21 protein-coding genes are annotated in these 18,142 nt (G+C 53.8%); 14 read left to right on the forward strand and 7 right to left on the reverse strand.

Translation table 11 applies throughout. The annotated features are described in order from the left end of the window. Positions 1 to 103 precede the first annotated feature (103 nt). A complete protein-coding gene (locus OGX81_RS14950) occupies positions 104 to 1,144 on the reverse strand; it encodes an oxidoreductase (protein ID WP_104868704.1) in 1,041 nt (346 codons plus the stop codon). Positions 1,145 to 1,390: 246 nt separating this feature from the next. On the opposite strand from OGX81_RS14950, the gene blr reads away from it, so the two are divergent. The 12 genes from blr (at position 1,391) to gstA (ending at position 11,563) form a co-directional block, all read left to right on the forward strand. Beyond that, entirely contained in the window at positions 1,391 to 1,516 is a 126-nt protein-coding gene (blr, locus tag OGX81_RS14955; protein ID WP_047457235.1) for a division septum protein Blr, read from the forward strand. A 306-nt stretch (positions 1,517 to 1,822) separates the two neighbouring features. Beyond that, complete coding sequence (ydgT, locus tag OGX81_RS14960; protein ID WP_024130361.1) at positions 1,823 to 2,038, forward strand: transcription modulator YdgT; 216 nt, start codon at positions 1,823 to 1,825, stop codon at positions 2,036 to 2,038. An 89-nt stretch (positions 2,039 to 2,127) separates the two neighbouring features. Then, the gene (locus OGX81_RS14965) at positions 2,128 to 2,568 is read left to right on the forward strand and encodes a DUF2569 domain-containing protein (protein WP_012132511.1); all 441 of its coding nucleotides are present in this window, start codon (positions 2,128 to 2,130) and stop codon (positions 2,566 to 2,568) included. Between the two features lie 76 nt (positions 2,569 to 2,644). Further along, positions 2,645 to 3,226, forward strand: a complete 582-nt coding sequence (gene rsxA / locus OGX81_RS14970; protein WP_005121199.1) for an electron transport complex subunit RsxA — start codon at positions 2,645 to 2,647, stop codon at positions 3,224 to 3,226. Further along, on the forward strand, positions 3,226 to 3,804 hold the full coding sequence (gene rsxB, locus OGX81_RS14975) for an electron transport complex subunit RsxB (protein WP_012132512.1): 579 nt from the start codon (positions 3,226 to 3,228) through the stop codon (positions 3,802 to 3,804). The genes rsxA and rsxB overlap by 1 nt, the downstream gene beginning before the upstream one ends. Next, positions 3,797 to 5,722 (forward strand): electron transport complex subunit RsxC, encoded by a 1,926-nt coding sequence (gene rsxC / locus OGX81_RS14980; RefSeq protein WP_104868705.1) that lies wholly within the window; start codon positions 3,797 to 3,799, stop codon positions 5,720 to 5,722. Before rsxB ends, rsxC begins: the two co-directional genes overlap by 8 nt. Beyond that, a complete protein-coding gene (rsxD, locus tag OGX81_RS14985) occupies positions 5,723 to 6,775 on the forward strand; it encodes an electron transport complex subunit RsxD (protein ID WP_104868706.1) in 1,053 nt (350 codons plus the stop codon). 9 nt (positions 6,776 to 6,784) lie between these two features. Beyond that, complete coding sequence (rsxG, locus tag OGX81_RS14990; protein WP_071258158.1) at positions 6,785 to 7,405, forward strand: electron transport complex subunit RsxG; 621 nt, start codon at positions 6,785 to 6,787, stop codon at positions 7,403 to 7,405. Positions 7,406 to 7,408: 3 nt separating this feature from the next. After that, entirely contained in the window at positions 7,409 to 8,101 is a 693-nt protein-coding gene (locus tag OGX81_RS14995) for an electron transport complex subunit E (RefSeq protein WP_012132516.1), read from the forward strand. Further along, a complete protein-coding gene (gene nth / locus OGX81_RS15000; protein WP_012132517.1) occupies positions 8,101 to 8,736 on the forward strand; it encodes an endonuclease III in 636 nt (211 codons plus the stop codon). The genes OGX81_RS14995 and nth overlap by 1 nt, the downstream gene beginning before the upstream one ends. Positions 8,737 to 9,347: 611 nt before the next feature. Then, positions 9,348 to 10,853, forward strand: coding sequence for a dipeptide/tripeptide permease DtpA (dtpA, locus tag OGX81_RS15005; protein ID WP_286487581.1), 1,506 nt, complete (start codon positions 9,348 to 9,350; stop codon positions 10,851 to 10,853). 104 nt (positions 10,854 to 10,957) lie between these two features. Next, positions 10,958 to 11,563, forward strand: coding sequence for a glutathione transferase GstA (gene gstA, locus OGX81_RS15010; RefSeq protein ID WP_104868707.1), 606 nt, complete (start codon positions 10,958 to 10,960; stop codon positions 11,561 to 11,563). A gap of 330 nt (positions 11,564 to 11,893) precedes the next feature. Here the strand turns inward: gstA and pdxY are convergent, their stop codons facing one another. The 5 genes from pdxY to anmK all read right to left on the reverse strand — a co-directional run bounded on the left by pdxY (position 11,894) and on the right by anmK (position 16,469). Continuing rightward, on the reverse strand, positions 11,894 to 12,754 hold the full coding sequence (gene pdxY / locus OGX81_RS15015; protein ID WP_058669168.1) for a pyridoxal kinase PdxY: 861 nt from the start codon (positions 12,752 to 12,754) through the stop codon (positions 11,894 to 11,896). A gap of 61 nt (positions 12,755 to 12,815) precedes the next feature. Continuing rightward, positions 12,816 to 14,090, reverse strand: a complete 1,275-nt coding sequence (gene tyrS / locus OGX81_RS15020) for a tyrosine--tRNA ligase (protein WP_024130365.1) — start codon at positions 14,088 to 14,090, stop codon at positions 12,816 to 12,818. 126 nt (positions 14,091 to 14,216) lie between these two features. Further along, positions 14,217 to 14,873: a pyridoxamine 5'-phosphate oxidase gene (gene pdxH / locus OGX81_RS15025; RefSeq protein ID WP_049011113.1), complete on the reverse strand. Its 657-nt coding sequence runs from the start codon at positions 14,871 to 14,873 to the stop codon at positions 14,217 to 14,219. Between the two features lie 58 nt (positions 14,874 to 14,931). Further along, on the reverse strand, positions 14,932 to 15,261 hold the full coding sequence (mliC, locus tag OGX81_RS15030) for a C-type lysozyme inhibitor (protein WP_012132523.1): 330 nt from the start codon (positions 15,259 to 15,261) through the stop codon (positions 14,932 to 14,934). 86 nt (positions 15,262 to 15,347) lie between these two features. Continuing rightward, positions 15,348 to 16,469, reverse strand: coding sequence for an anhydro-N-acetylmuramic acid kinase (gene anmK / locus OGX81_RS15035; RefSeq protein WP_058669075.1), 1,122 nt, complete (start codon positions 16,467 to 16,469; stop codon positions 15,348 to 15,350). Between the two features lie 283 nt (positions 16,470 to 16,752). Between anmK and slyB the strand changes: the two genes are divergently transcribed. Beyond that, the gene (gene slyB / locus OGX81_RS15040) at positions 16,753 to 17,220 is read left to right on the forward strand and encodes an outer membrane lipoprotein SlyB (protein WP_012132525.1); all 468 of its coding nucleotides are present in this window, start codon (positions 16,753 to 16,755) and stop codon (positions 17,218 to 17,220) included. Between the two features lie 48 nt (positions 17,221 to 17,268). Here slyB and slyA read toward each other — a convergent pair whose 3' ends face one another. Continuing rightward, positions 17,269 to 17,709, reverse strand: a complete 441-nt coding sequence (slyA, locus tag OGX81_RS15045) for a transcriptional regulator SlyA (protein WP_012132526.1) — start codon at positions 17,707 to 17,709, stop codon at positions 17,269 to 17,271. A 194-nt stretch (positions 17,710 to 17,903) separates the two neighbouring features. Here slyA and OGX81_RS15050 point away from each other — a divergent pair, with 194 nt between their 5' ends. Next, on the forward strand, positions 17,904 to 18,140 hold the full coding sequence (locus OGX81_RS15050; protein WP_012132527.1) for a DUF1656 domain-containing protein: 237 nt from the start codon (positions 17,904 to 17,906) through the stop codon (positions 18,138 to 18,140). Positions 18,141 to 18,142 lie beyond the last annotated feature (2 nt).

The raw sequence follows: 18,142 nt of genomic DNA on the forward strand, positions 1-18,142 counted from the left end.
GATGGCGCTGCGCTTATCAGGCCTACAACTGCACAACCGTAGGCCGGATAAGGCGTTTACGCCGCCATCCGGCAACACCCGGCGCCAGAAGAGTACACCGTCATCACGCGAAGCACAGCGTAGAGCGATGCTTCGCTGATTCAATCCCCAGCTCAATCAACTCCATAATCTGGATCGCCTGGCTCGCCGGAACCGGGTTTTCACCGTTGCCATTCAGCGCGTCACGGATGCCCGCATAATAAGCCGGATAATTACCCGGCACCGTCAGCCAGGTCTCTTCCACACGGTCTTCGCCTTCCACGCGCGTCAACACGCCGTCACGCATGTCGTAACCCCAGTCTTCCTGCGGCAGTCGCTCACCGTTTTTCAGCCGCTCCTCTTGTGGATCGAGGCCATATTTCACGTAACTACCGCGTGAGCCATGCACGATATAACGTGCTGATTCTGCCGCCGCCAGCATCGTACCGTGCAGAATCACCCGACGCTGCGGGTAGGATAATATCGCGTGGAAATAATCCGTCGACTGCGCGCCAGGACGAAGCTGCGCCAGATCCACCGTCATGCTGACCGGCAAACCGAACAGATTGATCGCCTGATCCAGCAGATGCGGCGCCAGATCGTACCAGATACCGCTGCCAGGGCCGCCCTGTTCGCGCCAGCGATCGCGGACCTGCGGGCGGAAACGGTCGAAATGGGATTCAAAGTAAGCCACTTCCCCCAGAACGCCATCGGCCAGCAATCCTTTCAGCGTCAGGAAATCACTGTCCCAACGGCGGTTATGGAACACAGAAAGCACGCGCCCCAGGCTGCGCGCCAGGGCGTCGAGCTCACGGGCTTGTGACAGTGTCACGGTAAAGGGTTTATCCACAACCACATGTTTTCCCGCTTCAAGCGCGGCTTTCGCCAGCGGAAAATGGGTGTCGTTGGGCGTAGGAATGACGATAAGGTCGATATTCGGATCGTTAAAAAGATGCTTAGGCTCTGAGACAACCGCCACAGAAGGCCAGTCCGCCTTCACTTTTGTTTCATCACTACTGGAAACCGCCGCCAGTTCCAGACCCGGCGTCCCCACGATTAAGGGCGCATGGAAAGTCTTGCTGGCATAACCATAACCAATTAGCCCTACCCGGATGTTGTCACTCATGTCTTTGCCTCTCATGTCAGAACGGGGTCATTTCACACTATCCCTTAACCACTCACAATAGTTTAATAACCGCCAGGTTATAAAGGTTGTTGCTTAACTTAAGTCAAACATCAGTGACTTTGGGCTCTCCTGCGGCGAAAAAGTCGCTGAAATCGTTCCCGACACCCTTGCCGTCTTATTTATTGATGAGTAACATTTGCATCCTGTGTTTATGGATAAATCAAAGCAAAAAAAATGTCGTCAGTAATGAATCGCCTTATTGAATTAACCGGTTGGATTGTTCTCGTTGTCTCAGTGATCCTCTTAGGCGTCGCCAGCCATATCGATAATTACCAGCCCCCTGAACCGACGGTCTCCGTTCAGAAAAAATAAGCGTGTCCTGGCCAGTTGCGGCATAGCTACATATCGTCAGAAATGGTTTCGGTTTACAGCCAGAAAAATCAGGAAAAGATGAAAAGCGGCAAAAAAAGCGAAATATGCCGTCTGCTGGCCGCACGCTTATTGCCAGTTGTCATGAAGCGCGTTACCCTTCCGGCAGGTGCTCTGCCCACCTGATTCATGACACGTAAGAATACGCTTATTTACCCTTGCGCGCCGATTATTCTTTCCGGTGTCGTTTTGTTTATTTTTATATTCACTACTCCGTTGGTGTTATTTGTTTAATATGGATCGCTATTTATGACAGTTCAGGATTATTTATTAAAATTCCGCAAAATCAGTTCGCTTGAGAGCCTGGAAAAACTGTTTGATCACCTTAACTACACCCTCTCTGACGATCGGGAGATCATCAATATGTATCGCGCCGCAGATCATCGTCGCGCGGAACTGGTCTCGGGCGGTCGTCTGTATGATGTCGGTCAGGTGCCAAAATCAGTCTGGCATTACGTACAATAAAGAAAGTAGCGATCGGCGTTAAAAGCTTTATAATACTGGCCCCAAAATGAAATAGTCTGCCTGTTCGCGCTGGCAAATCTGGAGAAGATATGACCACAACACCGGCACAACGCATCGGGGGCTGGTTGCTTGGCCCACTGGCCTGGCTGTTAGTCGCGTTGCTGAGCGCCTCGCTCGCGTTATTGCTCTATGCTACTGCGCTGGCTACGCCGCAGACATTCCATATGCTCAGTGAGCAAAGTACCGGCAACCTGTTGTTGTGGGGCGTTTCGTTTATTACCGCCATCGCAATGTGGTATTACACCTTATGGTTGACCATCGCCTTCTTCAAGCGCCGCCACTGCGTGCCTAAACATTATATTATCTGGCTGCTGGTGTCGGTCTTGCTGGCAATTAAAGCCTTTGCCTTTTCGCCAGTCTCAGACGCGTTTGCGGTTCGCCAGCTGTTGTTCCCGTTACTGGCGGCCGCGCTGATCGTACCCTATTTCAAACGTTCGGCGCGCGTTAAAGCAACGTTTGTGAACCCGTAATACCCTTACAGTTAACCTGTTGTCGCCTGCTGTAGATTGACAGATAATAGGCGGCTTTTTTATTTCAGGCCGAAAAATGACTGATTACCTGCTGCTCTTTGTCGGAACTGTACTGGTCAATAACTTTGTACTGGTCAAGTTTCTGGGTCTCTGCCCGTTTATGGGGGTTTCCAAAAAGCTGGAAACCGCAATGGGTATGGGGCTCGCCACCACGTTTGTGATGACGCTGGCGTCTATCTGCGCCTGGCTGATTGACACCTGGATTTTGATTCCGCTCGATCTCATCTACCTGCGGACGCTGGCGTTTATTCTGGTCATCGCGGTAGTAGTGCAATTTACTGAGATGGTGGTGCGTAAAACCAGTCCGGCATTGTATCGCCTGCTGGGGATCTTCCTGCCGCTCATCACCACCAACTGCGCGGTGCTCGGCGTGGCGCTGTTGAACATTAACCTCGGTCATAATTTTTTGCAGTCGGCGTTGTACGGTTTTTCCGCCGCCGTCGGCTTCTCTCTGGTGATGGTGCTGTTCGCGGCGATTCGCGAGCGCCTCGCCGTGGCAGACGTTCCTGCCCCTTTTCGCGGTAACGCGATTGCGCTGATTACCGCAGGTTTAATGTCCCTGGCCTTTATGGGCTTTAGTGGTTTGGTGAAGTTGTAATGAATGCTATCTGGATTGCCGTAGTCGCCGTGAGCCTGCTGGGCCTGGCATTCGGCGCCATCCTGGGGTACGCCTCCCGCCGGTTTGCCGTGGAAGACGACCCCGTTGTCGAGAAAATCGACGAAATTTTACCGCAGAGCCAGTGTGGGCAGTGCGGCTATCCTGGCTGCCGCCCTTATGCTGAAGCCATCGGTAGTCAGGGTGAAAAAATTAACCGCTGTGCGCCAGGCGGCGAAGCGGTGATGTTGAAAATCGCAACGTTACTGAACGTCGATCCGCAACCTATCGATGGTGATGAACAGGAAGTTGCGCCAGTGCGTATGCTGGCGGTCATCGATGAAAACAATTGCATCGGCTGCACTAAATGTATTCAGGCATGCCCGGTGGATGCCATTGTGGGCGCCACGCGCGCGATGCATACGGTCATGAGCGATCTCTGCACCGGCTGTAATCTGTGCGTTGACCCGTGCCCGACGCAATGCATTGAATTACGCCCGGTAGCGGAAACACCTGACAGTTGGAAGTGGGATTTGAACACCATCCCCGTTCGTATCATTCCCGTGGAACAACATGCTTAAGTTATTCTCTGCATTCAGAAAAGATAAAATCTGGGATTTCGATGGCGGCATTCATCCGCCGGAAATGAAAACCCAGTCAAACGGTACGCCTCTGCGACAGGTTCCACTGGCGCCGCGCTTTATCATTCCTCTTAAGCAGCATATTGGCGCTGAGGGCGAGCTGTGCGTTAACGTGGGCGATCGCGTCCTGCGAGGCCAGCCGCTGACCCGTGGTCGCGGCCGCATGCTGCCCGTCCATGCGCCGACGTCCGGGAAGGTTATCGCGATTGCGCCCCACTCTACCGCGCACCCGTCGGCCCTGGCTGAGCTTAGCGTGATGATTGATGCCGATGGCGAAGATCGCTGGATCGAACGCGACGGCTGGGCGGATTATCAGCGTCGCAGCCGCGAAGAGCTAATTACCCGGATTCACCAGTTCGGCGTTGCCGGGCTCGGCGGCGCGGGGTTCCCGACCGGCGTCAAATTACAGGGCGGCGGCGATAAGATTGAAACGCTGATCATCAACGCGGCGGAGTGTGAACCCTATATCACCGCTGATGACCGCTTAATGCAGGATTGCGCCGCGCAGGTGGTGGAAGGCATTCGTATCCTTGCCCATATTCTGCAACCGCGTGAGGTCCTGATAGGTATCGAAGATAACAAGCCGCAGGCCATTTCAATGCTGCGTGCCGTTCTGGCCGATGCGCATGATATCGCGTTACGCGTTATCCCAACGAAATACCCTTCCGGCGGCGCAAAACAACTTACCCAGATCCTGACCGGGAAACAGGTTCCGCACGGCGGTCGCTCTTCTGATATCGGCGTGCTGATGCAAAACGTTGGTACGGCTTATGCCGTCAAACGCGCAGTGATTGACGGGGAACCGATCACCGAGCGCGTTGTGACCTTGACCGGAGAGTCCGTCAGCCGTCCCGGTAACGTCTGGGCCAGGCTGGGGACGCCTGTCAGCCACCTGCTTAATGATGCGGGCTTCTGTTCTTCAGCCGATCAAATGGTGATTATGGGCGGCCCGCTGATGGGCTTTACCCTGCCCTGGCTTGATGTTCCCGTCGTGAAGATCACTAACTGCCTTCTCGCGCCTTCCGCTACGGAAATGGGCGAAACGCCGGAAGAGCAAGGTTGTATCCGCTGTAGCGCCTGTGCCGATGCCTGTCCCGCCGATTTGTTGCCCCAGCAGTTGTACTGGTTCAGCAAAGGCCAACAGCACGATAAAGCCACCGCGCATAACATTGCCGACTGCATTGAGTGCGGTGCTTGCGCCTGGGTATGCCCCAGCAGTATTCCGCTTGTGCAGTATTTCCGTCAGGAAAAAGCGGAGATTTACGCGATCGCGCAAGAAGAAAAACGCGCGGCTGAAGCGAAAGCGCGTTTTGAGGCCAGACAGGCGCGACTGGAGCGTGAGAAAGCCGCACGCCTTGAGCGCCATAAAAATGCGGCTGCACAACCTGCGGCAAAAGATCAGGATGCCATCGCCGCAGCGCTGGCGCGCGTAAAAGAGAAACAGGCACAGGCGACTCAGCCTGTTGTCATTAACGCGGGAGAGAAGCCGGATAACAGCGCGGTTATTGCTGCCCGTGAAGCGCGTAAAGCGCAGGCGCGCGCCAGACAGGCGGAGAACGCCGCTGCGGAACCCGCCGAGCCGGTCGACCCGCGCAAAGCCGCTGTCGAAGCGGCAATCGCCCGCGCCAAAGCGCGCAAGCAGGAACAGCAGGCCGCTGCGGAACCTACCGAACCGGTCGACCCGCGCAAAGCCGCCGTCGAAGCGGCAATTGCCCGCGCCAAAGCGCGCAAGCAGGAACAGCAGGCCGCTGCGGAACCCGCCGAGCCGGTCGATCCGCGCAAAGCCGCCGTCGCAGCGGCGATTGCCCGCGTTCAGGCAAAAAAAGCAGCACAGCAGCAGGTTGTTAACGAGGAATAAATGGTATTCAGAATCGCAAGCTCGCCTTATACCCATAACCAGCGCCAGACATCGCGTATCATGATGCTGGTGTTAATCGCCGCGCTGCCGGGGATTGCCACTCAGCTATGGTTTTTCGGTTGGGGCACATTGTTCCAGATTATACTAGCCGCAGTCAGCGCGCTGGCCGCAGAAGCCGCCGTGCTTCAACTGCGTAAACAGCCGATCGCCGCTATCTTAAAAGACAATTCAGCATTGCTGACCGGTTTACTGCTCGCTGTGAGCATACCGCCTCTCGCTCCGTGGTGGATGGTGGTATTGGGCACCGTATTTGCCGTCATTATCGCCAAGCAGCTTTACGGCGGTCTGGGGCAAAACCCATTCAACCCAGCGATGATTGGTTATGTCGTTCTGTTGATTTCATTCCCGGTACAGATGACAAGCTGGCTCCCGCCGCATGACATCGCCGCAACGGCGCCAGGCCTTCTGGATGCGTTGCAGGTCATCTTCACCGGACACACCGCCAGCGGCGGCGACATGAATACGTTACGCATGGGCATTGACGGCATCAGCCAGGCTACGCCGCTCGATACGTTCAAGACTGCGTTACATGCCGGGCACGCCGTTGAACAGATTATGCAGTACCCCATCTACAGCGGCATGCTGGCCGGTGCGGGCTGGCAGTGGGTAAACATCGCCTGGCTTATTGGCGGCGTGTGGCTGCTCTGGCAAAAAGCGATCCGCTGGCACATTCCGGTCAGCTTTTTAGTGACGCTGGCTGTCTGCTCCACTCTGGGATGGGCATTCGCCGGGGATTCACTGGCGTCTCCGCAGTTGCATCTGCTTTCTGGCGCGACAATGCTGGGCGCGTTCTTTATTCTGACCGATCCTGTCACCGCCTCGACAACCAATCGTGGTCGTCTGATTTTTGGCGCGCTGGCGGGTTTGTTAGTGTGGTTGATTCGCAGTTTCGGGGGATACCCGGACGGTGTGGCGTTCGCCGTACTGTTGGCGAATATCACGGTGCCTTTGATTGATTACTACACCCGACCTCGCGTCTACGGGCATCGCTAAGGACACCCCATGCTGAAAACGATTCGTAAACACGGTATCACGCTGGCGCTGTTTGCCGCAGGCTCGACGGGGCTGACGGCGGCCATTAACCTGGTCACTAAATCGACGATTGCCGAACAAGCGGTTCTCCAGCAAAAAGCGTTATTTGATCAGGTTCTGCCTGCCGATCGCTACAATAATACCTTGCAGGACAGCTGCTTTCTGGTGAATGCTCCGGCGCTGGGCAAAGGTACACACCGCATCTATATCGCCCGTCAGGACGATAAGCCCGTCGCCGCCATTCTTGAAGCCACGGCGCCGGACGGCTATTCTGGCGCCATACAGCTCCTGGTTGGCGCTGATTTCAGCGGCACTGTGCTGGGTGCACGCGTGACAGAACATCATGAGACGCCTGGCCTGGGCGATAAAATTGAGCTGCGCTTATCCGACTGGATCACCCACTTCAGCGGGAAGACCATCGGCGCTGAGAACGATGCTCACTGGGCAGTGAAAAAAGACGGCGGTGATTTTGACCAGTTTACCGGCGCAACCATTACCCCCCGGGCAGTGGTCAACGCGGTGAAACGTGCGGGCCTGTACGCACAGACCTTACCGGCACAACTTCCTCAACTTACCGCCTGTGGAGAATAAACCATGAGCGAAATTAAAGACGTTATCGTTCAGGGCTTGTGGAAAAACAACTCAGCGCTTGTACAGCTGCTTGGCATGTGCCCGCTACTGGCAGTGACCTCCACCGCCACGAACGCATTAGGCCTCGGCCTCGCCACCACGCTGGTGTTGACGCTGACCAACCTGACAATTTCCGCCCTGCGCCGCTGGACGCCAGCGGAAATCCGCATCCCAATCTACGTAATGATCATCGCGTCCGTGGTCAGTGCAGTACAGATGCTGATCAACGCTTATGCCTTCGGCTTGTATCAGTCGCTGGGGATCTTCATTCCGCTGATTGTGACCAACTGCATCGTTGTGGGGCGCGCAGAGGCTTTTGCCGCGAAAAAAGGCCCGGCGCTGTCCGCGCTGGACGGTTTTTCCATTGGCATGGGGGCGACCGGCGCCATGTTTGTCCTCGGCTCCATGCGTGAAATCATCGGCAATGGCACGTTGTTTGATGGCGCTGACGGTCTGCTGGGCGACTGGGCGAAAGTGCTGCGCGTGGAGATTTTTCATACTGACTCGCCTTTCCTGCTGGCGATGCTGCCGCCCGGCGCTTTTATTGGCCTGGGGCTGATGCTGGCCGTGAAGTACCTTATTGACGAGAAAATGAAAAAACGCCGCGCCGAAGCCGTTGCCGCTGAGCTTCCGTCAGGTGAAACAGGGAATGTGTAATGAACAAAACAAAACGACTGGAAATATTAACGCGCCTGCGTGACAACAATCCGCACCCCACAACGGAGTTAAATTTCACCTCGCCGTTTGAGCTACTCATCGCCGTATTGCTGTCAGCACAGGCCACGGACGTCAGCGTGAATAAAGCAACCGCAAAGCTTTATCCCATCGCCAATACCCCGGCGGCCATGCTGGAGCTTGGCGTCGAGGGCGTAAAGTCGTATATCAAGACTATCGGCCTGTTCAACAGCAAAGCGGAGAATGTGATTAAGACCTGCCGGATGTTGCTTGAACTGCACAATGGCGAGGTTCCAGAGGATCGGGCGGCTCTGGAAGCGCTGCCCGGCGTCGGGCGTAAAACAGCCAACGTGGTGCTCAATACCGCATTTGGCTGGCCAACTATCGCTGTCGATACGCATATTTTCCGCGTCTGTAACCGGACACAGTTCGCCCCCGGTAAAAACGTCGAGCAGGTGGAAGAAAAACTGCTCAAGGTCGTTCCAGCGGAATTTAAAGTCGATTGCCACCACTGGTTAATTCTGCATGGCCGCTACACCTGCATTGCCCGTAAACCACGCTGCGGCTCCTGCATTATTGAAGATCTTTGCGAATACAAAGAGAAAGTCGATATCTGATGCGCCAGGGGCGACGCCGTACGCCCCGACGCATAACAATTTGTTATCCACTTCGGCTCACCTGTTTACCCGACTATGATACCGGCCCGCTTCGCTTTCTTAATGCAATGTTCTTTTGATTTAACACTTCACCAGGTTAATCGTTTTTTTAGAAACTGAAATTTCTATCTATACGTGATCCAGATCACGTTGATAACTTCGTGTAAAATTTTTTATCAAATACGGTTAAAATTACAACCAGATGACCTGATGATGCCTTTTCAATACAAAACATTACACTGGCTATTTTTCAGATAATGGCCTATATCACTACTTTAAACCTCAAATAGCAGAACATATCGCCACCATCCGCTTTTTCGCCCATCCCTGTAGTGTAAAAAACTGCCATTTTACAAATGAAGAAATTTAACGCTACATAACATTTCTCAGTCCCGATGATTCCACCACGCAAGATATATGTAACAGAATATTACAAACCCCTTGTATGGAAGGGAAAGATAGTGAACATTACTTGCCGTTTCCCCTCCCACTATAACAATCGGACGGATGAACTTGACTCATCACGCGCCAGAACACCCCCGTTAATATGGGATGTAAAAAAAGAGGTAAAAGTGTCTACTGCAAACAATAAACCAACTGAAAGCGTCAGTTTGAACGCTTTCAAACAACCGAAATCGTTCTATCTCATTTTCTCTATTGAGTTATGGGAGCGTTTTGGTTATTACGGCCTGCAAGGAATTATGGCCGTCTACCTGGTTAAACAACTGGGTATGTCAGAAGCGGATTCCATCACCCTTTTCTCTTCCTTTAGCGCCCTGGTGTATGGTCTGGTCGCCATTGGCGGCTGGTTAGGGGATAAAGTTCTGGGCACCAAACGCGTCATTCTGCTGGGTGCTATCGTACTGGCGATTGGTTATGGCCTGGTCGCCTGGTCCGGTCATGACGTTGCGATCGTCTATATGGGGATGGCGACCATCGCCGTAGGTAACGGTCTGTTCAAAGCGAACCCGTCTTCTCTGCTGTCGACCTGCTATGCCAAAGATGACCCGCGTCTGGACGGTGCATTCACCATGTACTACATGTCCATCAACATCGGTTCCTTCTTCTCTATGCTGGCGACGCCGTGGCTTGCCGCAAAATTCGGCTGGAGCGTGGCGTTTGCCCTGAGCTTCGTCGGTATGCTCATCACGGTGGTTAACTTCCTGTTCTGCCGCAGTTGGGTTAAAGATTACGGCTCAAAACCAGACTTCGAAGCGGTACATTTCGGTAAATTGCTGGCGACTATCGCAGGCGTTATCGTGCTGATCGCTATCGCGACCTGGCTGCTGCACAACCAGGGCATTGCACGTATGGTTCTGGGCGTGATCGCTCTGGGTATCGTGATTATCTTTGGTAAAGAAGCGTTCGCGATGCAGGGCGCGGCACGTCGTAAAATGATCGTCGCATTCATCCTGATGCTGGAAGCGATTATCTTCTTTGTGCTGTACAGCCAGATGCCGACGTCACTGAACTTCTTCGCAATCCGTAACGTTGAACACACTATCCTCGGTATCGCGGTTGAACCGGAGCAGTATCAGGCGCTGAACCCGTTCTGGATCATCATTGGCAGCCCGATTCTGGCGGCCATCTATAACAAGATGGGTGATACGCTGCCGATGCCGACCAAATTCGCTATCGGTATGGTTCTGTGCTCTGGCGCGTTCCTCGTTCTGCCGCTGGGCGCGAAATTCGCTACAGATGCAGGCATTGTGTCTGTTAACTGGCTCATCCTCAGCTACGGTCTGCAAAGTATCGGTGAACTGATGATCTCCGGCCTGGGTCTGGCAATGGTTGCCCAGCTGGTTCCGCAGCGTCTGATGGGCTTCATCATGGGTAGCTGGTTCCTGACTACGGCGGGCGCCAACCTGATTGGTGGCTACGTGGCTGGCATGATGGCAGTGCCGGAAAACGTTACTGACCCGCTGATGTCTCTGGAAGTTTACGGTCGCGTATTCCTGCAAATCGGTGTCGCCACTGCGGTTATCGCCGCGCTGATGCTTATCACCGCGCCGAAACTGAATCGCATGACTCAGGATAATGAAGAAAACGCGAAGGCCGCCAAAACCGCTACCGCGTAATTTTCAGGGAAACTGATATTCAGGCCGCTAACGTGCGTTAGCGGCTTTTTTTTTGCCTGATGCCGCACTACCATACGTTAAACCTCAGCAAAAAGGAGTTACCGATGAAACTGTTCTACAAACCGGGCGCCTGTTCTCTTGCTTCTCACATCACCCTGCGGGAAAGCGGTATTGATTTCACGCTGGATGGCGTTGATCTGGCGAAAAAGCGTCTGGAAAACGGCGATGATTATTTCGCGGTAAACCCAAAAGGACAGGTTCCGGCTCTGCTGCTGGACGATGGCACCTTACTGACCGAAGGCGTTGCGATTATGCAATATCTGGCAGATAGCGTGCCCGATCGTCAGCTGTTGGCACCGACAGGCACCATCTCCCGCTACAAAACGCTGGAATGGCTCAACTATATTGCCACGGAGTTGCACAAAGGTTTTACGCCACTCTTCCGCCCGGATACGCCAGAGGAATATAAACCGATTGTCCGTGCGCAGCTGGAGAAAAAATTGCGCTACGTGAATGATGCGCTCCAGGAAGGCCAGTGTCTTTGCGGCCAGCGTTTCACGATCGCAGATGCCTACCTTTTTACCGTATTGCGCTGGGCGAAAGCGGTGAAGCTGAATATGGAAGGATTAAGCCATATCGACGTTTATATGGCGCGGGTCGCTGAACGCCCCTGCGTGGCGGCGGCGCTGAAGGCGGAAGGTTTGAACTAATGGTTGTTGCGCCGGATGGCGGCTACGCCTTATCCGGCCTGTAAAACACCCCGTAGGCCCGGTAAGCGTTAGCGCCTCCGGGCGCTTTGCCGGATGGCGGCTGCGCCTTATCCGGCCTACAAAACAGCCCGTAGGCCCGGTTAGCGTTAGCGCCACCGGGCGCTTTGCCGGATGGCGGCTGCGCCTTATCCGGCCTACAGAACACCCCGTAGGCCCGGTAAGCGTTAGCGCCTCCGGGCACTTTGCCGGATGACGGCTACGCCTTATCCGGCCTACAGAACAACCCGTAGGCCCGGTAAGCGTTAGCGCCACCGGGCGCTTCGGTAAAACTCACAGCTGCGTCGCGCTGAAATAGTGTTCAGGTTTAGCAATGCGATCCTGCGCGGCCACCACCTGCAACTCGTATTCCTGCATATTTTTCGTGGCGATCATAATTTCATATACCGCCGCAGTAACGTGTTCAAGCGCTTGCTGCAACGTTGCGCCCTGCAACAGTTTTACCAGCAACAAACCGCTGGTCACATCCCCGACACCCACCGGCTGACGCATCCCGAAATCAACAAGCGGACGGCTAATATGCCAGGCTTCATCCGCCGTCACCAGCAACATCTCAAAGCGGTCGGGGCTGTATCCTGCCCGGGCGAGATGTTTAACCAGCACAACTTGCGGCCCTTCCGCAATCAGTTCCCTGGCAGCCAGTACGGCTTCATTAACATTATTGACCGCATGTTCACAGAGAATTTCCAGCTCCACCAGATTGGGCGCGATAATGTCGCTGGCCGGGAGCGCATGACGAACGTGGAACTCAGCGACGCCAGGCGCCACGATGCACCCTTTTTCAGGATGCCCCATGACCGGATCGCAGAAATATTTCGCCTGTGGATTCGCCGCTTTTACTTTACGGACAATCCCCAGAATATGCTCACCCTGCTCTGCGGAACCCAGATAGCCGCTAAGAACCGCATCGCACGTCTGAAGTTTATCGATATCCGCAATACCCTGAACAATTTCAGTCAAATGTTCGGGCGGCATAACGCAACCAGTCCATTTGCCATACTGCGTGTGGTTAGAAAACTGAACGGTGTTGAGCGGCCAGACATTCGCGCCAAGACGGCGCATCGGAAATTCAGCAGCACTGTTGCCCGCATGGCCGAACACAACATGCGACTGGATGGCGAGGATATTCTTCATGTTTACCATAACCCTAAAATAATAAAGGGGCGTGGTTTCCCACGCCCCTGCTGACTTTTTATTATTTCCAGCAAATCAGACAGTAATTCTTTTTACCGCGGCGCAACAGCGTGTAGCGCCCGAATAAAATGTCGCTGTCCTGGAAGAAATATTCCGGGTCTGACTGTTTTTCACCGTTGATGGTCACCGCATTAGAGGCGATGGTTTTACGCGCCTGACCACGAGACGGTTGCAGTTCGGAATCCACCAGCGCCTGCATCAGATCGGCACCTTTTTCCATCTCGATCATCGGCACGCCATCCTGAGCCAGTTGTTCGAAATCGGCTTCGCTGAGATCGCTCAGATTACCGTTGAACAGGCTTTCAGTGATACGTTTCGCCGCAACCAGACCTTCTTCGCCATGCACCAGGCGCGTGACCTGCTCTGCCAGCACATACTGGGCACGCGGCGCTTTACCGCTGTTCTTATCTTCTTCTTCCAGCGCATTGATCTCGGCAATGTCCATGAAGGTGAAGAATTTCAGGAAGCGGTACACGTCAGCATCTGCGGTGTTGATCCAGAACTGGTAGAACTTGTACGGACTGGTCTTTTTCGGGTCCAGCCATACCGCGCCGCCTTCGGTTTTACCAAACTTGGTGCCATCTGCTTTGGTGATCAGCGGTACGGTCAGGCCGAACACCTGGTTCTGATGCAGACGACGGGTTAGATCGATACCGGAGGTGATGTTGCCCCACTGGTCAGAGCCGCCAATTTGCAGCGTAACGCCGTGCAGTTTATTCAGGCAGGCAAAGTCATAACCCTGTAACAGGTTATAGGAGAACTCGGTAAAGGAGATACCCTGATCGTCACGGTTCAGACGTTGCTTCACCGCTTCTTTGTTGATCATCTGATTGACGGAGAAGTGCTTGCCGATGTCGCGCAGGAAGGTCAGCACATTCATGCCGCCAAACCAGTCGTAGTTATTCGCGGCAATGGCGGAATTGTCACCACAGTCAAAATCGAGGAACGGTGCAACCTGCTTGCGGATTTTATCCACCCACTCCTGCACAGTATCTTCGGTGTTCAGTTTACGCTCAGCGGCTTTAAAGCTCGGGTCGCCAATCAGACCGGTCGCGCCGCCTACCAGCGCAACAGGCTTGTGACCCGCCTGCTGGAAGCGTTTCAGGCATAACAATGGAACAAGATGCCCCAAATGCAAGCTGTCAGCGGTAGGGTCGAAGCCGCAATAGAGCGCGATCGGGCCTTGCGCCAGTCGCTCTGCTAACGCTTCCTCGTCCGTTACCTGGGCCACCAGCCCCCGCTCTTGCAATTGTTTAATCAAGTTACTGCTTGCCATCAAAATCTCCATGTATAAAACGACTGCACCTTTGCCGGTACACGACTTTTCGCCAGACGCGAAAGGTATATAGAATAAAGCGCTGACGCACGCAGCGCTAGCGCTTAACACAACAAATTTCGGGGTTTAAGGAGCAAGCCGGTCAATTTTCCACGCGTTGTTTTCGCGCTGGTATAAAAAGCGGTCGTGTAAACGGTGTTCGCCGCCCTGCCAGAACTCCATCTGTTCAATATTGACGCGGAATCCGCCCCAGAAGCTGGGCAACGGGACTTCCCCTTGCTGGAACTTCTGCTTCAGCTCAAGGAACTTGCTTTCCAGAATGCCGCGCGCAGAGATTCGGCTGGATTGTTTAGACACCCAGGCGCCAATCTGGCTGTCGCGCGGGCGGCTGTGGAAGTATTTCACCACTTCAAGCGTGGAAAGGCGTTCCGCTTTACCAGTCACCATCACCTGCCGTTCCAGCATATGCCACGGGAACAACAGACTGATACGCGGATTATTTTCGAGGTGATGCGCCTTACGGCTGCCCAGGTTGGTGTAAAACACCATCCCTTTTTCATCGTAATGTTTAAGCAGCACAATGCGTTGATAAGGCTGGCCGTTTTCATCGACGGTGGCGACCACCATCGCGGTCGGGTCCGCCAGTCTGGCATCACATGCCTGACCCAGCCAGCGTTCAAAAAGGGTTAACGGTTCAGCGGGAAGATCGTGGCGACGCAGGCCGCCTCTGGTGTATTCACGGCGCAGATGCGCGATTTGCTGCAATTCGTCGTTATCAGACATGGTGTTCGCTACGGATTGTCAGTGGGTGGCGCTATTGTGCGCCGCCCAGGTGAAAATCTCAACGCTTCGGGTTTTGTAACTGGCAGTTATTCAGCACAATTCTGTCGCGTTTATAGACCGTTGCGCCATCGCCTTTTGACCAAAAGACGTAGATGCCGTCCGTGTAACGTGCTCCCGACGCAGACATGCCCTGTTTGAGGTTCAGCAGTTTATTGTCGTAAACAAAATTCACCTCTTGCCGGGTATTGTTCATTTTTACGGTAAGCGGTTTTTCATCACACTGATATTCCAGCGTGTCCGTTTGCATACGCTCAAGCAATTGGTTGTAGACGCTACAACCGCTCAGGAGCACAGGCAGACATACAATGAGCAGTTTTTTCATAGACATATCCCGAAGACTTTCCTGGTCCGAAGGGCAAATACGCCCTTCCTAACCCTTTCAGTTTAACGGCAGACAGGCCCGGAAAAATTCAGTTAACTCTGAGTTCGTGGGTTCGCCGGGAAAATGGCCCCCAGAATGCTGGATTCTGTGGCCCCCGTCACCGAAGGGAGGTTCCCCGGCAACCCGGCGAGCGTGCGCCACGCCAGCCAGGCAAACGCCAGCGCTTCCATATCATCGCCACTGATCCCGGCTTCATCCGTGCTGGTAACTTCTGTACCCGGCAGCAACCCGGCCAGACGCGCCATCAGCAAAGGGTTACGACTCCCGCCGCCGCACACCATCAGCCGCTCGCAGCCGCCGCTTAACAGAACCTGTTCAGAAATTGTCACCGCGGTCAGCTCAGCCAGCGTTGCCTGAATATCACGGGGAGCGAGGCCAGGAAAGGCCGAAAGGTGGCGTTCTATCCAGCCATAGTTGAAATACTCACGCCCGGTGCTTTTCGGCGCGGGCGCTGAAAAATAGGGATCGCTCAACATATTTTGCAGCAGCGGAATTATCACTTTCCCTTCGCTGGCCCATTGCGCGTCTTTATCATAAGGCTTAGCGCACTGCCGCCAGATCCAGGCATCCATGAGCATATTGCCTGGTCCTGTATCGTACCCTCTTACCGGTTGACCCGGTATGAGCAAAGACAGGTTGGCGATACCGCCAATGTTCAGCACCATCCGACGCTCTGTCGGGTGCGCCAGCAGCGCCTGGTGAAACGCGGGAACCAGCGGCGCGCCTTGCCCGCCCAGCGCAATATCGCGACGACGAAAATCACCGACAACCGTTATCCCGGTTCGCGCGACAATTTGGTTGTTATCACCGATTTGTAAGGTATGCGGTGCAGCGCCGGTAGGTTCATGCCAGACCGTCTGACCATGACAGCCGATGGCGACAATATCCCGCGGCCGCAGTTTTTCCTGCGCCAGCAGCGCGTTCACCGCGTCGGCAAAAAGCTGCCCGAGCTGCGTATCCAACTGGCCAAACTGGGAAAGCGTGAGTTGTTGCCCCTGGCAAATATCCAGAATGGCTTGTTTAAGATGAACGGGGATGGGCCAGGTCAGGCTCGCCTGCTGTGCGACCATCGTTTCATCAATTGCCGCCAGCACAACATCGACGCCATCAAGGCTGGTTCCAGACATAACGCCGATAAAACGGCCCGATTTCATACATCTTCCTTTTAGCGTGTTAAGCATGATTTTAGCGCTACCACTCAACCACAAAGTTTCCGCTAATACCATGCTTCATTAAGCATTTTTACCCTTCGATGCAGACGCTGACACTCTGTTCTGATAAATCTCATGGATGATTCGTTTATACTTGGTTAACCCAAATCTGATTATGATTTTCACATTGTTCCAGCAGAACATGTGCCTTTACGGTCGTATATGCCATATAATTTAACCATGAGGGATGCTTTGTGGCGTTTCATGGTGAACAGGAGATTTATAGATGATTAAACGTGTGCTGATCGTTTCACTGATGGGCTTATCTTTAGCGGGTTGTGTGAATAACGATAGCCTGTCCGGTGATGTCTATACCGCGTCCGAGGCGAAACAAGTGCAGAATGTCACATACGGCACTGTCGTTAACGTTCGTCCGGTGCAAATCCAGGGCGGTGATGACTCCAACGTGATCGGCGCTATCGGTGGTGCAGTGCTCGGTGGTTTCCTCGGTAATACCATCGGTGGCGGGACGGGTCGTTCACTGGCGACGGCCGCTGGCGCAGTCGCAGGTGGCGTAGCGGGACAAGGCGTCCAGGGCGCGATGAACAAAACTCAGGGTGTGGAACTGGAAATCCGTAAGGATGACGGCAACACCATCATGGTGGTACAGAAACAGGGCGATACCCGTTTCTCCGCAGGTCAGCGTGTTGTTCTGGCCAGCAACGGCAGCCAGGTTACTGTTTCTCCGCGCTAATCCAACAGACGTGTGGTCAGCCTCTGGCCACACGCCTTTCTTCTGCTCTTAGTTCTGAGACTGCAACTCAATAATATTGTGCTCAAGTTTCGCAATCAGCTTAATTAACAGCTCAAGTTCCTGCGGCGAAATCCCTTCCAGAATCTCTCCACGCGTTTTATTGATCACGGCTTCCATCTCTGTGATGAGCGGTTCCGCCTTCTCCGTCAGCTTAATTCGCTTGGCGCGACGATCGCTGGCGCAGGTTTGTCGTGAGATAAGCCCTTTGTCTTCAAGCTGATCCAGCGTACGCACCAGAGACGGTTGTTCAATGCCAATCGCTTTGGCTAACTGTATTTGCGACTGATCCGGCGGAAGTTGGTGAATATTATGCAGCGTTACCCAGTGTGTCTGCGTCAACTCCAGAGGTTTCAGGCGATGGTCAATCAGAGCACGCCAAATGCGCACCAACCGTGCCAGATCAGAACCTAGTGGCGATTCCAATTTCATCTCCTTATAATTAGCTTGCTAAGATATTATACTGATTTTAGAATAGTGTGCAGCATTTATATGCTCAAAACAAATGTATTGCTAAATTTGCTTACAGGTAGACATTTTTTCAGACATTATGCGGAAAAGACGTGCTGTACCTCGGTTTTTACTAAACCTATAGCAACGCTGTTTAACGCAAAGGATTCTTGCTTGTGACGTTTATACCCACTGCAACAGGATTGCCCCTACAAGATCTGGTGATCGGCGCATCTGTCTATTTCCCTCCGCTTTTCAAAGCATTCGCGCTTGGATTTGTTATCTGGCTGCTGGCGCATCGCCTGCTACGCGACTGGATTTACTCGGGTGAAATCTGGCATCCCCTGCTGATGGATCTGTCGATATTTGCACTTTGCGTGTGCCTGAGCCTTATTTTGCTGATTGCGTGGTGATT

Origin of the sequence: Citrobacter sp. CK206, assembly GCF_030333125.1 — a bacterium.
GTDB lineage: Bacteria > Pseudomonadota > Gammaproteobacteria > Enterobacterales > Enterobacteriaceae > Citrobacter_B > Citrobacter_B koseri.

Excerpts from the sequence above, each read along its gene's own strand:
- OGX81_RS14950 (WP_104868704.1), bottom strand. The coding sequence starts at position 1,144 with ATGAGTGACAACATCCGGGTAGGGCTAATTGGTTATGGTTATGCCAGC.
- blr (WP_047457235.1), top strand. The coding sequence starts at position 1,391 with ATGAATCGCCTTATTGAATTAACCGGTTGGATTGTTCTCGTTGTCTCA.
- ydgT (WP_024130361.1), top strand. The coding sequence starts at position 1,823 with ATGACAGTTCAGGATTATTTATTAAAATTCCGCAAAATCAGTTCGCTT.
- OGX81_RS14965 (WP_012132511.1), top strand. The coding sequence starts at position 2,128 with ATGACCACAACACCGGCACAACGCATCGGGGGCTGGTTGCTTGGCCCA.
- rsxA (WP_005121199.1), top strand. The coding sequence starts at position 2,645 with ATGACTGATTACCTGCTGCTCTTTGTCGGAACTGTACTGGTCAATAAC.
- rsxB (WP_012132512.1), top strand. The coding sequence starts at position 3,226 with ATGAATGCTATCTGGATTGCCGTAGTCGCCGTGAGCCTGCTGGGCCTG.
- rsxC (WP_104868705.1), top strand. The coding sequence starts at position 3,797 with ATGCTTAAGTTATTCTCTGCATTCAGAAAAGATAAAATCTGGGATTTC.
- rsxD (WP_104868706.1), top strand. The coding sequence starts at position 5,723 with ATGGTATTCAGAATCGCAAGCTCGCCTTATACCCATAACCAGCGCCAG.
- rsxG (WP_071258158.1), top strand. The coding sequence starts at position 6,785 with ATGCTGAAAACGATTCGTAAACACGGTATCACGCTGGCGCTGTTTGCC.
- OGX81_RS14995 (WP_012132516.1), top strand. The coding sequence starts at position 7,409 with ATGAGCGAAATTAAAGACGTTATCGTTCAGGGCTTGTGGAAAAACAAC.
- nth (WP_012132517.1), top strand. The coding sequence starts at position 8,101 with ATGAACAAAACAAAACGACTGGAAATATTAACGCGCCTGCGTGACAAC.
- gstA (WP_104868707.1), top strand. The coding sequence starts at position 10,958 with ATGAAACTGTTCTACAAACCGGGCGCCTGTTCTCTTGCTTCTCACATC.
- pdxY (WP_058669168.1), bottom strand. The coding sequence starts at position 12,754 with ATGAAGAATATCCTCGCCATCCAGTCGCATGTTGTGTTCGGCCATGCG.
- tyrS (WP_024130365.1), bottom strand. The coding sequence starts at position 14,090 with ATGGCAAGCAGTAACTTGATTAAACAATTGCAAGAGCGGGGGCTGGTG.
- pdxH (WP_049011113.1), bottom strand. The coding sequence starts at position 14,873 with ATGTCTGATAACGACGAATTGCAGCAAATCGCGCATCTGCGCCGTGAA.
- mliC (WP_012132523.1), bottom strand. The coding sequence starts at position 15,261 with ATGTCTATGAAAAAACTGCTCATTGTATGTCTGCCTGTGCTCCTGAGC.
- anmK (WP_058669075.1), bottom strand. The coding sequence starts at position 16,469 with ATGAAATCGGGCCGTTTTATCGGCGTTATGTCTGGAACCAGCCTTGAT.
- slyB (WP_012132525.1), top strand. The coding sequence starts at position 16,753 with ATGATTAAACGTGTGCTGATCGTTTCACTGATGGGCTTATCTTTAGCG.
- slyA (WP_012132526.1), bottom strand. The coding sequence starts at position 17,709 with ATGAAATTGGAATCGCCACTAGGTTCTGATCTGGCACGGTTGGTGCGC.